Annotated in this window: 11 protein-coding genes and 1 tRNA gene; 3 read left to right on the top strand and 9 right to left on the bottom strand. The window is 63.4% G+C overall.

The window, feature by feature from the left end:
• Positions 1 to 8 precede the first annotated feature (8 nt).
• Entirely contained in the window at positions 9 to 545 is a 537-nt protein-coding gene (locus tag GQY20_RS30745; RefSeq protein ID WP_157221002.1) for a c-type cytochrome, read from the bottom strand.
• Between the two features lie 594 nt (positions 546 to 1139).
• Here GQY20_RS30745 and GQY20_RS30740 point away from each other — a divergent pair.
• Entirely contained in the window at positions 1140 to 2441 is a 1302-nt protein-coding gene (locus tag GQY20_RS30740; RefSeq protein ID WP_157221001.1) for an alpha/beta hydrolase, read from the top strand.
• Here the strand turns inward: GQY20_RS30740 and GQY20_RS30735 are convergent.
• The 4 genes from GQY20_RS30735 to GQY20_RS30720 all read right to left on the bottom strand — a co-directional run bounded on the left by GQY20_RS30735 (position 2429) and on the right by GQY20_RS30720 (position 8523).
• Complete coding sequence (locus tag GQY20_RS30735; protein WP_157221000.1) at positions 2429 to 4504, bottom strand: TonB-dependent siderophore receptor; 2076 nt, start codon at positions 4502 to 4504, stop codon at positions 2429 to 2431. The two genes, GQY20_RS30740 and GQY20_RS30735, sit on opposite strands and share 13 nt — an antisense overlap.
• Before the next feature lie 124 nt (positions 4505 to 4628).
• Positions 4629 to 5885 (bottom strand): spinster family MFS transporter, encoded by a 1257-nt coding sequence (locus GQY20_RS30730; RefSeq protein WP_157220999.1) that lies wholly within the window; start codon positions 5883 to 5885, stop codon positions 4629 to 4631.
• Positions 5882 to 7066 carry an acetylornithine deacetylase gene (gene argE / locus GQY20_RS30725; protein ID WP_232476342.1) on the bottom strand — a complete coding sequence of 395 codons (1185 nt, stop codon included), beginning with the start codon at positions 7064 to 7066 and terminating at the stop codon, positions 5882 to 5884. Before argE ends, GQY20_RS30730 begins: the two co-directional genes overlap by 4 nt.
• A 17-nt stretch (positions 7067 to 7083) precedes the next feature.
• Positions 7084 to 8523, bottom strand: a complete 1440-nt coding sequence (locus GQY20_RS30720; RefSeq protein WP_157220998.1) for an amidase family protein — start codon at positions 8521 to 8523, stop codon at positions 7084 to 7086.
• 177 nt (positions 8524 to 8700) lie between these two features.
• On the opposite strand from GQY20_RS30720, the gene GQY20_RS30715 reads away from it, so the two are divergent.
• On the top strand, positions 8701 to 9786 hold the full coding sequence (locus tag GQY20_RS30715) for an AraC family transcriptional regulator (protein ID WP_157220997.1): 1086 nt from the start codon (positions 8701 to 8703) through the stop codon (positions 9784 to 9786).
• Positions 9787 to 9829: 43 nt separating this feature from the next.
• On the opposite strand, the gene GQY20_RS30710 is transcribed toward GQY20_RS30715, so the two are convergent.
• Positions 9830 to 9905 (bottom strand) — tRNA-Ala (locus tag GQY20_RS30710).
• 35 nt (positions 9906 to 9940) lie between these two features.
• Here GQY20_RS30710 and GQY20_RS30705 point away from each other — a divergent pair.
• Positions 9941 to 10993, top strand: coding sequence for a DUF2171 domain-containing protein (locus GQY20_RS30705; protein ID WP_232476341.1), 1053 nt, complete (start codon positions 9941 to 9943; stop codon positions 10991 to 10993).
• 78 nt (positions 10994 to 11071) lie between these two features.
• Here the strand turns inward: GQY20_RS30705 and GQY20_RS30700 are convergent, their stop codons facing one another.
• The 3 genes from GQY20_RS30700 to argF all read right to left on the bottom strand — a co-directional run bounded on the left by GQY20_RS30700 (position 11072) and on the right by argF (position 13703).
• On the bottom strand, positions 11072 to 11497 hold the full coding sequence (locus tag GQY20_RS30700; protein WP_157220996.1) for a DUF3617 domain-containing protein: 426 nt from the start codon (positions 11495 to 11497) through the stop codon (positions 11072 to 11074).
• A gap of 145 nt (positions 11498 to 11642) precedes the next feature.
• The gene (gene hslO, locus GQY20_RS30695; protein WP_157220995.1) at positions 11643 to 12578 is read right to left on the bottom strand and encodes an Hsp33 family molecular chaperone HslO; all 936 of its coding nucleotides are present in this window, start codon (positions 12576 to 12578) and stop codon (positions 11643 to 11645) included.
• A 183-nt stretch (positions 12579 to 12761) separates the two neighbouring features.
• Entirely contained in the window at positions 12762 to 13703 is a 942-nt protein-coding gene (argF, locus tag GQY20_RS30690) for an ornithine carbamoyltransferase (RefSeq protein WP_157220994.1), read from the bottom strand.
• Between the last annotated feature and the right edge of the window lie 32 nt (positions 13704 to 13735).

Genomic DNA, 13735 nt, shown 5'->3' with positions numbered 1-13735 from the left:
ACGCCATCTTATCGCGCCGGCCTCGTCGTTCGCGGAAGACCGGCCTGAATGTAACTGGTAACCGCCCATATGTCGTTGGGCGTCAGGCTTTTCTTGAAAGACGGCATCGAGGTTTCGAAAGGCACGCCTCCTTCTGCGATGGTCCAGTACATAAATCCATCGAACCGCGATATTTTCATTTCGGACAGCCACTCGATATCAAAGGGTGACGGCGACAAACCGTGCCCCATCGAACCATCGCCTTTGCCGCTGGGACCATGGCAGGAAAGGCAGTTCGCGACATAGAGTGCCCCGCCTCTGGCGATCGTTGTCGACGAAGGGGGTAACGGATTGTGCATCGTTCGATAAGGGGCCGGAACGCCCTGGGTCGAGACGGCATGATGGCGAGGAATCGTGTCGATCTGCGTCCATCGATGCAGTTCCGGCAGCAATACCTTCCATTGCCAAGCGGATACGGGCGCAGCCAAAAGGCAAATGAAGCCCAATATGCCGGCACCGTGGAGCAATTGCAGGAAGGCTGGGTTGGAAGCTTTCATCTGCGGCATGCTGATGCCATGTCAGCATATTCAAAATGGGGTAATATACGTACCCAAATGGAATTTGGACCGAGGCGCATCAGCCATTTTGGTCGTGTCCCGGTTGGTGGTGTAGCTCGTCGGTAGCAAAGCTGACCGGCTGCGCGCTCACCACCAACCGGGACACGACCGACGAGTGCCAGCCCCAAGGCGCCAGTTCTTTCCCGAACTGGAAGCCACGCTGCGCAGGCCTGGACTAGGCATGTAGTTCGGAAATGCCGCCAACCATACGGATCGGGCAAAGGCCGTGCAGCCTGCGAGCACGGGTGCGCGCGAAAAGGAACGCTCCGGCGCAGTAGAACGGGAGCGTAAAACGGCCGGCGGCCATCCGGACGATAGCGGACCCTCCTTCCGGATCGATCATCGCGATGTCGGCATCCTCGACCATAAGCGCATTGACCAAAGGTGCGGGACCGGGATCGCGGCGGATGTGGACAGAATTGCGAGTTTGGGGGGGGCACGCTTGTGGTCTCTCACCCGCACCCAAGTGGCAAGCGGGCGGGCCGATTTGCACGTCATATTTCGTGCGCTCAGCTATGACGGACCTTTGAGGAGCTGGCAGTCATGCGCATTTCCGTCATCTTCAAGTGGACGTTGGCCTCGCTGCTCACGGTCTCGTCACCGGTCATCGCTGCCGATCTGCCGGCACCGGAAGGGCCGTATGCCGTTGGTTTCCGTCATTTCGAGCTGGTAGCCGATCATCGGCACGGTGTTGGCGCAGATCGTGCGGATGCAGCGCGTGTGCTCCCCGCCTATCTGTGGTATCCGGCGCGCAGGACCGCAGGAGAGCGCGCGGCCTTCATTCCGGGCGACGACGCATCGATCCAGGCCGCCAGCATCGTCCGTATCTTCCGGTATCAGCCTTCGGAAGTGGCGCTTCTCCTCCAAGGGAAGGGCAGCGCCATCAAGGATGCGCTACCCCGCACCGGCCGTTATCCGCTCGTGATCTTCAACCACGGTCTGCTCAGCCTTCCAACCCAGAACAGTACTCTGGCCGAGGAGTTGGCCAGCAACGGATATATAGTCCTTTCCATCGCGCACCCCGGCGACGCGGTGGACCTCCGCCTGGATGACGGCCGCACCATAACCGCAAATTTCGATTTCAGCGGCGATCGGCCGCTTAAGCCATCCTCGGAGGCCATGACCACCAGCCCTGATCTCGATGTCGCCACCAAAGCCGTCGACGAATTTCGCGAGAATGTCGCACACACGCGGCTGGACGAACGGCTCGAGACATGGCGAGACGATATCCTGTTCGCGATCGATGCCATTGCGCACGGCAGAACGCCCGCTTCGGTGCGTCACATCCTTGCGAGGGCCGACACTGCGAACCTCGCGCTAACCGGCATGTCGACGGGCGGCATGATCGCGGTGGCAGTTTGCGAGCGCCTCCCGTCCTGCACGGCCGCCGTCAACATCGATGGCCAGAATTTCGCGCCCGAGCTGTTCGACACGCAGGTACGTCGACCGCTGTTGCTGCTCCAGAGCGATTGGACGCGCTACGCGCTATTCGGAACGAAGACGTTCGATGAGAGCTTCTCGCCCAACGATCTGTCGTACCAACGCTGGCAGGAAGCAGGTCTCTCGCGTGACGTCGTGCGGATCAGGATCGAAGGCACGCGGCATATGGGCCTGACTGACTTGCCGCTACTCATAACTGGACCGGACGCCGCAGCGCGCTTCGGCGATGCGGATCCGGTTCAGGTGTCGCATGCCATCAGCAGGCTGACGCGCGCTTTTCTCGATGTGCATCTCAAGCGCCGGTCACCCGACCTGATGGATAACATCGCCGGCCGGATCGCTGGCGCCCAGCTGCACGATCCCGCGCAGATCCGCAGCTGGGCGCGAACGCATCAGAGTCGATAACGAATGCTGCCGAGGATCGATCGTCCGGCGATCTGATAGCAATAGCCGAAATTGCATGTGACCGGCCGCTTGTCGAACATGTTGTCGACGTTGAGGCCAAGGCGGAACCGAGTCCAGCTATAGGACAGAAAACCGTCGAAATAGGTCGCGCCGTCATGATTGCGGACCAGTTCCTGCTGGTCCGCCCAAGTACGGCCAGTATAGCGCACGGCGCCGCCGAAACCCAGACCCGCGAGTGCGCCGTCCGGTACCTCGTAGTTAGCGTAAGCAGAGGTAATCAGCTTGGGCGTGCCTGGCGGCGTTTTGTGCAGGTCGATCGTGTTGCTCTTGGTGACTTCGACATGCTGATAGGCGAAGGCAGCGCCGGCGGCGAGACCGCGGATCGGATTGAGCTGCGCTTCGAATTCGACGCCTTTCGCCTCGATCTCGCCCGTCTGCACGCTGAAGCCGAGACCGGCGGCCTCGGGGTCGAGAGTCAGGACATTGTCCTGGGTGAGCTTGTAGGCCGATGCGGTGATGAATCCAGGAAAGCCTCGCGGCTGATACTTGACGCCACCCTCGATCTGCTTGCCATGAGACGGCACGAAGGCGTTGCCGAGACGGTCGAACCCCGGAACGATCTGGAACGACGTCGCATAACTGACATAGGGAGCGAGCCCGAACTCGAACAATTTGGTGAGACCGACGCGAAAGGTCGTAGCACTTTCGTTGGACTCGTTGTCGGTCGACGAGACCTTATCGCGACGTACCCCGCCGGTGAGGATCCAGCCGGAATATTTGAGTTGCGCCTGGCCGTAGAAGCCGCCCTGCTTGTCGCTGCGGCGGGTGGTGCCAAGCGATGGCGGAGTAGGTATCGGTACCGTGCCATAGACGGGATGAAGGATGTCGAGATCGGGCACGCCCTGGCCGGGGCCATATGCAAATTCCTGCGTCGTGCGGCTTCGGGTCTTGGTATAATCGTAACCGGCGAGCAGGTTGATGCCGAGGTCGCCTGCCTTCAGCTCTGCACTGAGCTGATTGTCGATCGCCTTGCTGGTCAGGCGGGCATCGGTGCCGAAGGCGAGGCGGGTGATGATCGTCTGGCCGACCGGCGCAGGCTCTGCGCCGACAAGCTTGCTGTGCAGCTCGATTTCGCCGTAGCGCGCGTTCTGACGAAACTTCAGGACGTCACCGATGCGCTGCTCGAACGTCCAGCCGGCCAGAAGCTGCTGCTGGGAGAGCTGGTCGTAATTGGGGTCGTAGGTCCTTACCTTGGTGAAATTGCCGCCGGCGTCTGTGTAGTTGAACGGCTGGCCGTTCGACTCATTCTTGAGGAACTGGGTGTAGAGGGTGAGGCTCGTCCGCGAGGTGGGTTGGAAAGTGATAGCGGGCGCGATGTAGATGCGATCGTCGCGTGACTTGCCCGGCAGTTGGGTCGATCCGTCGCGCCCGAGCACGGTGACGCGCGCAAGCACGGTCTCGCTCGGGTTGAGGCTGCCGCCCAGATCGGCCTTCACCTGGTAGCGGTCCCAGTTGCCGAGATCGACCTGCATTTCGGCGACGCGGGCGGCGGTCGGTCTCTTGGAGACGTAGTTCACCAATCCGCCAGGGGCGTTCTGACCGAACAGAACCGAGCTCGGGCCCTTGAGTACCTCGACGGACTCAAGACCATAGGCTTCGTTGCGGAAGAACAGCGATCCGTTGCTCACCTGACGCAGCCCGTCGCGATATTCACCGAAGATCGTCGCGGAGAAACCGCGCAGCTCGATCTGATCGAAGCGGGTGTCTCCGCCATATTTGTCGACCTGGACGCCGGCGGTGAACCGCAGCGCTTCCTTGACCCGCTGGACGTTCCGCAATTCCAGGCTCTGGCGGGTGACGACCGAGATCGACTGGGGTGTCTCGATCAGCGGCACCTCGGTCTTGGTGGCGGTCGAGACCAGGCGACGGCCGGTCACCACGATCGAGCTAGCGTCCTGGTCCTTGCCTTCCTTCGCGGAATATTCCTGGGCGAAGGAGGGTGATGCGGCAAGGCTGACGAGCAGGGCGAGGCAGGATGAGGTTCGACCCGATGATCTGGACATTTTTCCCCCAAAGTCTGATTGGTTGTTCCGGCGGGACCTTTGCCTCTCGCCATGATCGGCGATTAGCGTGCGCCGTGCCGCACCGCTTCGCGCGAGCGCGCGGCTGTTTTAGCATTTCGATCCGTCAGCCGCCGATCTCGGCGGCCACATGTCGCGCCGCCCACAGGAAGCCCGCTACGGAGACAGCCGATCCGCCCATGGCCAGGAACATCGCAACGCGCAGGGAATCCGTGCCGAGGTTCGGGCGCAGCGAGTCGCTCACGATGCCGACGAACTGCGGGCCGAGACCGAGGCCGATGAGATTGTCGATCAGGATCAGGACGGCCACCGCCGTCGCACGCATCCGAAGCGGCACCAGCCGCTGCACGACGACGATGGTCGGTCCGATGAAGGCCGCGGTCAGAGCAAGGATGGGGATCGACGACAGGATGACGAGCCAGAGCCGATCGCTGAAGAAGCACGCGGCGGCGAGCGGCAGCTGCAGGAAGGCGGCGATCGCCGGGACGTAAAGGTTCCAGCGGACGTCGCGGCGGGCGAAGCGGTCTGCAAAATAGCCCGACGCGAAAGTTGCGGCACCCCCGCCAATTCCAGCGATCAGGGCGACCAGCAGACCGATCTCGCTTGGCGACATTACGTGCGAGCGCTCAAGGAAAGAGGGGAAAAAGGCGACCTCCGCATAGCCGGTGAAGCAGGTCGTGCAGGCGCCGAAAGTGGTAAGGCGGAATGCCTTGCTTGCCCAGAGGCTGCGCAGCACGCGTCCTAGCGGCGGCGCTGTCCCGGTATCGCTCAAAGTCTCTGACTGGCCGCGCGGCGGGTCGCGCAGCGTCGCGAACAGCAGCATGGCGAGCAGTACGCCCGGCACGCCCGCGAGCAGGAAGGCCAGCCGCCAGCCAAATCGCTCGGCGACGAGGCCGCCGAGCGCGAACGCCACGAGCAGTCCCAGATTGACGCCAGTCGCGTAGATCGCCTGGGCGCGGCCTCGCTCGGCGACGGGATAGAGGTCGGCAATCATCGCCTGGCTCGCAGGCCCGGTCCCGGCCTCGCCGATGCCGGTCCCCATCCGGGCCAGCGCCAGCTGCCAGAATTGAGCGGCGGCGCCGCAGAGCGCGGTCATCGCCGAGAAGAGCAACAGCGAAGCGCCGATCAGCGTGCGGCGGTTCACCCGATCGGCGATCATCGCCATCGGCACGCCGAGAACGGCGTAGAAAAAGGCGAAGGTCGGGCCGATCAGCAGGCCCAGCGCGCTGTCGCTCACCCCAAACTCCGCTTTGATCTGCGGCAGCAGCACCGGCATGATCTGCCGGTCGATGAAGTTGACGAGGTAGACCAGCGTCAGGATCGCGAGCGCATAGCCGCGCGAGCGGCCGGCAAGCTGCCTCATCGCGCGAATTCTTCGATCAGCCGCCGCATGAAACGCCGGCCTGCGACGAACTGAGCGATGCTGATATATTCATTGGGCTGGTGCGCCTGCTCGATCGATCCGGGGCCGCAGATCACGGTCGAGAAGCCTGCCTGCTGGAACTGGCCGGCCTCGGCGACATAAGAGACGGCGTGGCGCGCGTTGCTGCCGGTAAGTCTCGTGACAAGCGTCGCCGCCTCCCCCTGGGGTTCGGCCCGCAGCGGCGGCGCGTCGGACAGGATCTCGGTGGTGATCGAGCAATCCGGAAAGTCCCGCCTGATCTGCGTCTGCAAGGCGTCGGCAAAAGTGCGGAATTCGTCGAGCAGGGCCCGCGCATCGTCACCCGGCGTTGGCCGGATATCCCAGATGAACTCGCATCGGCCGGCAAGGATGTTGGGCGCGGTGCCGCCGTGGACCACGCCGATGGTGAGGGTGGTGTGCGCAGGCCGCAGGCCGACCCCGGCGTCGGACGGGGCGGAGGCGAGCCGGTTAGCCATCTCGTCGATCTTCGCCATGAGACGCGCCGCGACCATGTTGGCGCTCACCCCGAGATGCGTCTGGCTCGAATGTGCTTCCGAACCGATGACGGTGGTACGCAGGCCCAAAATCCCCTTGTGCCGGTCAACGAGACGCATTTCAGTCGGCTCGCCCACGACCACGGCGGCAGGTGCCGGGAGCACGCGGCTAATCTCTGCGATCATCGCCGGCGCGCCGAGCAGTCCAACCTCCTCGTCGTAGGAAAGAGCGAAATGGATCGGCCGGCGGAGTCCGGCAGCCAGCATCTCGGGAATGGCTGCGATCCCGAGCGCCAGGAAGCTCTTCATGTCGGCAGTGCCGCGCCCGAAGATCCGGTCGTCGCGGATAATGATCGACCAGGGATCGCTGTCCCATGCCTGACCATCGACGGGCACGACGTCGGTATGCCCCGAAAGCACTATGCCGCCCGGTACGGCCGGCCCGACGCTGAAATAGAGATTGGCCTTGCCGCCGTCCGCATTGGCGACGCGGTGAGACGGGATGCCCAGCCTGGCAAGATAGGCCGCGACATGATCGATCAGAGCGAGGTTGGAATTACGCGACGTGGTGTCGAACGCGACCAGCCGTTCGAGCCAGCTTAGGCTCGCGTCGAGATCGGGTGGCAGGATCGACTGGTCGTTTGTCACGTCGGGCAGGTTCCTGGCTATCCCCGTGCGTCGCTGCCACTGCCCGATAGCGCCGCCCACTGTGGATCGGAAGCGGCAGGCCGCGCGATCGCCGTCGACCAGGCGCCGGCATTTTCGAGGTCGGCGACGAGGCGGAGCAGCAGATCGTCGCCGCCGCGCGGGGCGGTCAACATCGATCCGATCGGCAGACCATCGGAATTGCGGAAAGTGGGTACCGAAACCGAGGGGAGGCCGGTCAGGTTCTGGAGCGGGGTATAGGCAACGAAGTCGAACATCTCACGCCGAAGCGTTGCATACGGCCTTGTCGGCGCGAGCTGAGCGACCGGCGGCGGCGGAGACGAGACGGTCGGGCAGAGCAGCAGATCATAGGCTCCGAAAAAGGTCCCGACGGCACCGGCGGCGTCGGCGACGGACCGGTAGAAATGCTCGAGTGCCGCCGGATCGTCATTCACGGACCGCGCCAGCCCGAGCGTCCAGGGCTCGAGCAGTGCGTCCGCCTGTTCGGACCTCGGATCGATCACGGACAGTGCGGCCTCACGTGCCAGATAGGCCCACATAGAGAGAAAGGCTTCGATCACGTCGCCGAAAGCCGACGGCCATTCCGCTGCCTCGATATGATGCCCCATCGCCTCGAGCAGGCGCGCCGTGTGGCGCACAGCTTCAGCCACATCCGGATGCGGTTGCCGTCCTTCCAGCGTCGCTTCCACCATCGCGATCCGGAGCGGCCGATCGCGCGGGACCGCACAGGGCTTCGCGCTAGGCGGACGCAGGAGTCGGGCCGCCCAGGCGGTATCGCGTGCGCTGCGCGCCATCAATGCATCGCCCACGATCAAATCCTCGACGATGTGCGGTCCGCGCGCGCGCAGGTTGAAGCCGCGGCCGGGCTTATAGCCGATCAGGCCGCAGCAGGAGGCCGGAATGCGGATCGATCCGCCGCCGTCGCTGCCATGCGCAAAAGGGACGAGACCGGCCGCCACCGCCGCTGCGGCGCCACCGCTCGATCCGCCGCAGCTGTAACCGGGATGACGCGGATTGCGGGTGATGCCGTTGGCGACCGGCTCGGTTACCGCCATCAGGGCGAATTCGGGCATGTTCGACTTGCCGATCGGAATGAGTCCTTCGGCGTCGAGCTGCTCGACAAAGGCGAACCCGCGCTCACGCGGCGTGGAGCTTGTAGCGCGCGAGGCGCATCGACTCGGCAGCCCGGGATAATCGAGCGAATCCTTCAGCAGATAGGGCAGGCCGGCGAATCGGGACTCGTTCGGCAGGCGCTTCGCCCGGTCCCGCGAGTAATCGAACGCGGCAAGGCTCAGGGCGTTGAGCAAGGGATCCGCGTCCTCGCACCGCGTGATCGCCGAGGCCGTGAGTTCGGCCCGGGAGATGTCGCCCTTGTCAACCAACTCGATCTGGGCATGCGCATCGAGCGATCCCAGTTCCCACGCGGCTGCACTGTCCAATCTGTCCTCCCGTCCGGCGCATATGGCAGCAGACGCGCCCGTCGGCTTAGCAGTGCAGGCCTGGATATTTCGCCTTTCGGACTGATGGCGACCGGTGCTGCGACGCATTCGCAATCGTGGGTTGCGTGCGGCGACGGGTCGGATACTCTCCTTTCATCTAATCGGGGAAGCGGACGGATGAACGGCTCGCAAATGGGCTGGAACGGCATCGGCGGGATCGACCGGACGATCGAGGACATGGTCGGCGCGGCAAGTGGCGACCGGCATGTGACGGCGACCCAGCAGCGTGACGGATGGCGACGCCCGCTGCGGACCGGCGCCGGCTTCCGCTACGTGTACAATAGTGACGTCGGTGACGGCGGTTGGGAATTTCACTATCTGACCGATGCCATCTCCATCGCGGTGGTCGATTTTCGCGCCGCGCGTTCGATCTCGCACGTCCACCGGCATGACGACCATCTCGTTTTCTCGGCCGTGCTCGAAGGCCGTAGCACCATCTATGCACTTGAGGACGCGGCCGAGGAACTCGCCCACGGCTTCTGCACCGTTTATGGACTGCGGAAAGGACAGCCGGTTCGAACTGTCTACGAGCCTGGTCGTTCGCTGCGCTGGGTCAGCGTCTTCCTCCGTCGCGACAAGGTCCACGAACTGTGCCGCCTCGAGCCGGACGCCTTGCCGGCCATATTCCGCGAATATGTCGTTTGCGGCGCGCCGATAGGCCTGCGCAGCGTTCCGTTGACTGGCGCCGCGAGCTTGGCGGCAACGCAGGTCTTCGAATGCCCCTACACGGGCGAACTAAGACGCATGTATCTCATCGCCAAATCGATCGAAATCATTTGCGCGGTCCTGCGTTCGTTCAGTGACGACCAACCGGTAGACGATCGTACGATATTCACCGAAGGCGACGCGAAGAAGGTACGCTTGGCGAGGGATATTATCGAGGAAAATTTAGAGGATCCACTGAGCGTGCCGGAACTCGCGCGCGTCGTCGGGCTAAGCCGCCAAAAGCTGCAGTTCGGATTTCAGCTTCTGTTCAACACGAGTGTTGGCCGCCTCTACAAGCAGGTCCGGCTAGCAAGGGCAGTAACGCTGGTCAGCGAAACGCACATGCCGATCATCGAAATCGCACTTGAGTGCGGTTACGAACATCCGGGCAGTTTCACCCGTGCTTTCAAGGCTGCGTTCGGCGAGAGCCCACTTCGCCTTCGCTCGACCAGCCGGCAGAAGTTGTCTCGCGACCGATTGGCGCGCCGAACTATCTGAATTCGACAGGCGACATTATTTAGTGATTTCAACGAAGGCGGGTTGGTGGAGCTGAGGGGAATCGAACCCCTGACCTCTGCAGTGCGATTGCAGCGCTCTCCCATCTGAGCTACAGCCCCGCACCTTCGGAGGCGCCCCTTTAACGGGAGCTTTGGTGGGATGCAACGGGTCAATTGCATCTATTCCCAATTCGTTTCGTCGGCGGGGAGATAGAGCGCTCCACGCGTGCGTCCTGATCCTCTGCGACTCGGAACGGCGTTTGGATTCATTTGTTTTTTTCATGGGATTGCGCAGCGGTTTCCCCCTTTCCTGCGGCGCAATCCCGTTCAGAAAAATCCAGGAGGTTCCGATGGGTTATGAGCGCAATGATCGCCGGTTCGACCGCGATCGGGGCTATGGCTACGGATATGGCTCTCGCCCGCGCGAGTATGACAGTGACCGTTCTCGACGCACATACGGCTATTATGATCGGCAGGACCGTTACGACCGTCCCGACCGCTTCGATCGTCCGCCCGCCGACTATGAGTATGACGAGCGCGGCTTTTTCGATCGGGCCGGAGACGAAGTGAGATCCTGGTTCGGCGACGAGGAGGCCGAACGGCGGCGGCGTTACGATGCGCGATATGATGAGCGCTATGGGCGCGAATGGGACGATGATCGCGGACGCTATCGTGCCGGCCCTGGCGGCTTTGGGTTGGGCGGCTCCTATCGTTCCGACCTGCCTCGGGATCGCGGCTCGCGCTCTTACGCCGATCCACATTATCGCGAATGGCGCGATCGCCAGATGGCGGAATATGACCGTGATTACGACGCCTATCGGAAAGAAAACCAATCGCGGTTCGATTCCGATTTCGGCACATGGCGCTCCAGCCGCCAGGAGAAGCGCACCGCGCTCGATCGCGTGAAGGAGCATCAGGAGGTGATCGGCTCCGACGGCAAGCATATCGGCACGGTCGACAAAGTACGGGACGAACGGATCATTCTGACCAAGAATGATCAATCCGCTGGTGGTCATCACCATTCGATCCCGCTGTCCTGGATCGACCGGGTGGATGAGAAAGTCCATGTCTCCAAGACGGCAGATCAAGCGATCGCCCATTGGAAAGACGAAGAACGCAGCTCGAGCCGAGCACGATGGTTGCGGGATGACGAGGATTCCTCGGACGGCCCGCACTACCTCAACCGGAGCTTTTCGGGTACGTACTGAGCTGGCCGTGGGCGCGCAGGGAAGGGGCCGTCACATGGCGGCCCCTTTTCTTCGTTCTTCAACGCCGGCACCCTGGGATCAGCGTGCGCCGATTTTGTTGCCCGAACACTCGCCGGTACGGCGACCTTCGATCGCCGCCTCGAACGGTGCGTTGTCGGCGATGCCCTGCGTATCGATGCGGACGAGTTCGGACGTCTCGACATGGATGGACGTCCTGCCCCAGCCCGCGTGCGGGCAGCTATACTGCACCGTAGCGTCTTCCTTGCCGTTGTTGATCACCAGGCGGGTGCAGCTTGCGCCGGCATGGCGCAATTGCATCAGCGCGTAGGCGTTGGGTACGCATAGCGACTGCGCGCTCGCCAGGGGTGCGCCGATCTCGCGAAGTTGCCATTGGCCAGGACGTACGTCACTCAGCGCCGTCAGGGGGGCGACATCAGCATAGGCAACGCCAGAAATCAGGCACAAGGCGTAGGCCGAACCTCGCAAGGCGTTCACGATTCGCATTTGTCGTCTCTCTCCACAGCCACGCGATCCCTCGCGTCTGGCAACGGCGTTACCACTGCCGCGGCGGCGTCCCCACTACGCCAACGACTCGTCGCCTATAGCAGGCATGTTACCGCGGGGCGACTCTCCGGAAGGGTGATCGTCGTCACACATCCAGCGAAACGGGAAAGCTGCGGGCGCAAAATGCGCAGTCGACCCGGACGATTCCGTCTTCGTCGGCCATTTCCGCGCGCTCCTCTTGCGGAAAGCGCTCCAGCACGCTGCGGATATGCTCTGGGCTGCAGCGGCAGCCGCGCGCGAGGGAGGAGAGCGGCAATACACGGACCTCGCCTTCCTCATGGAACAGGCGCCAGACGATGGTCTCGAGCGGCAGCGTCGGATCGGTCAGTTCTTCGGGCGTGATCGTGTTGCCAAGCGCGTGGACATGCTCCCATTCGGGATGGTCGAGCCGCGTGTGCAGCCGCTCGCGGCCTTCCTCGCCCTCCGCGAGATGCTGGATCAGCATGCCACCGGCGACGTGGCCTTCCGGGCCGCGCGATGCCACGGCAAGACGCACCAGGCTCGGAATCTGTTCGGACTGGCTAAAATAGCTTTCCGCAGCCTCGGCCAGCGAGCCGCCTTCGAGCGGAACGATGCCCTGATAACGCTCGCCGGAAACCGCCTGATCGAAGGTGATGGCGAGATAGCCCTTGCCGAACAGCGCGAACAGCGAGGGATCGGTCGGCGCCTCGGCCAGCCGGTCCGGGTCGTGCTTAACATAGCCGCGCATTTCGCCGCCGCGATAATCGCAGACGAGCAGATCGACGACGCCGCCTTGAGTCTGGGCCTGGACAGTGAGCTGGCCGCCAGCATCCTTGAGCGTCGAGCCGAGCAGCGCGGTCAGGGTCAGCGCTTCGGCCAGCAGCCGCTCGATTGCCAGCGGATAGCCATGGTTGACCAATATCGCATCGAGAACCGGGCCGAGCCGCACCGCGCGACCGCGCGCATGTCGTGTCGGGATGGTGAAGCCGAGCACCTCGTCGACATGCAGAACGAATGCGGTGCCGTGACCGTTGCCATTGCCGTTGGAGCTGTCAGTCATATTTCCTCATCCCCTGAACTCGCTTCAGGGACCACTGCGCACCATGCGCCGCGTGGCTATGCTGGGGTGTGGGGACAAAAATAAGGTCAGCACGACGGCCCTCTATTTCAAGTCCCGACACACTGCGCGCCTCCCCGCGGCATGCTGCCGCTGGCCGGAGTGAGCCGGCCGGCGGGACGCGTCTCATTCGCCGGACAGGCCGCCCAAGCACCAGAGCAGGATCGCCTTCTGGGCATGCAGGCGATTCTCCGCCTCGTCCCAGATCGCCGACTGCGGTCCGTCCAGCACTTCGTCGGTGGCTTCCTCGCCGCGATGGGCGGGCAGGCAGTGCAGGAAGACGGCTTCGGGCGCGGCCTTGCCCATCAGCGCGGCATTGACCTGATAGGGCGCCATCGCCGCGAGCTTCTCCTCGGCATGGGGCTGGCCCATCGACACCCAGGTATCGGTCACCACCACATCAGCATCCATCACGGCGCGTGCCGGATCACGCATGATCTGTACGGTGGCACCTCGCTTCGCGGCGGCCTCCAGCACCTCGATCGACGGATCGTATCCGGCGGGACAGCCAACACGCACGCTGAAATGCATGAGGCTGGCCGCCTCGATGATCGAATGCAACACGTTGTTGCCGTCGCCGAGCCAGGCCCAGGCGAGGCCCGGCAGCGACTTGCCGCGCTCGATAACCGTCATCAGGTCCGCCATGATCTGGCAGGGATGGCTGTGATCGGTGAGGCCATTGATCACCGGCACGGTGGCATGCTTCGCCATTTCGAGGATCTTGGCATGATCGTCGGTGCGGATCATGATCGCGTCGACATAGCGGCTGAGCACGCGCGCCGTATCGGCGATGGTCTCGCCGCGGCCGAGCTGCATCGAGCCGGAGTCCATCACGATCGTGCTGCCGCCGAGCTGGCGCATCGCCATGTCGAACGAGACACGGGTGCGCGTCGAATTCTTCTCGAAGATCATCGCGAGCGTACGGCCGGCGAGCGGCGCGTCGGCATCCGCCTTGCCCTTGGCCCAGCCCGCGCGGGCCTCCTTGCGGGTCAGGGCCTCCTCGAGCATAGCGGCAATCGCATCGCCGCCCGCGTCGGCGAGATCGATGAAGTGACGATAGTCTGCCATTTGGCCTCCCGGGGCCCGGAGATTGAGGACGG

It is taken from the genome of Flavisphingomonas formosensis (assembly GCF_009755815.1).
Taxonomy (GTDB): Bacteria; Pseudomonadota; Alphaproteobacteria; order Sphingomonadales; family Sphingomonadaceae; genus Flavisphingomonas; species Flavisphingomonas formosensis.
Note: the sequence above shows the minus strand (reverse complement) of the source record. Positions and strands in the feature narration are given on the sequence as shown.

Coding starts and splice junctions, on each gene's coding strand:
- GQY20_RS30745 (WP_157221002.1), bottom strand. CDS start 545: ATGCCGCAGATGAAAGCTTCCAACCCAGCCTTCCTGCAATTGCTCCAC.
- GQY20_RS30740 (WP_157221001.1), top strand. CDS start 1,140: ATGCGCATTTCCGTCATCTTCAAGTGGACGTTGGCCTCGCTGCTCACG.
- GQY20_RS30735 (WP_157221000.1), bottom strand. CDS start 4,504: ATGTCCAGATCATCGGGTCGAACCTCATCCTGCCTCGCCCTGCTCGTC.
- GQY20_RS30730 (WP_157220999.1), bottom strand. CDS start 5,885: ATGAGGCAGCTTGCCGGCCGCTCGCGCGGCTATGCGCTCGCGATCCTG.
- GQY20_RS30715 (WP_157220997.1), top strand. CDS start 8,701: ATGAACGGCTCGCAAATGGGCTGGAACGGCATCGGCGGGATCGACCGG.
- GQY20_RS30700 (WP_157220996.1), bottom strand. CDS start 11,497: ATGCGAATCGTGAACGCCTTGCGAGGTTCGGCCTACGCCTTGTGCCTG.
- hslO (WP_157220995.1), bottom strand. CDS start 12,578: ATGACTGACAGCTCCAACGGCAATGGCAACGGTCACGGCACCGCATTC.
- argF (WP_157220994.1), bottom strand. CDS start 13,703: ATGGCAGACTATCGTCACTTCATCGATCTCGCCGACGCGGGCGGCGAT.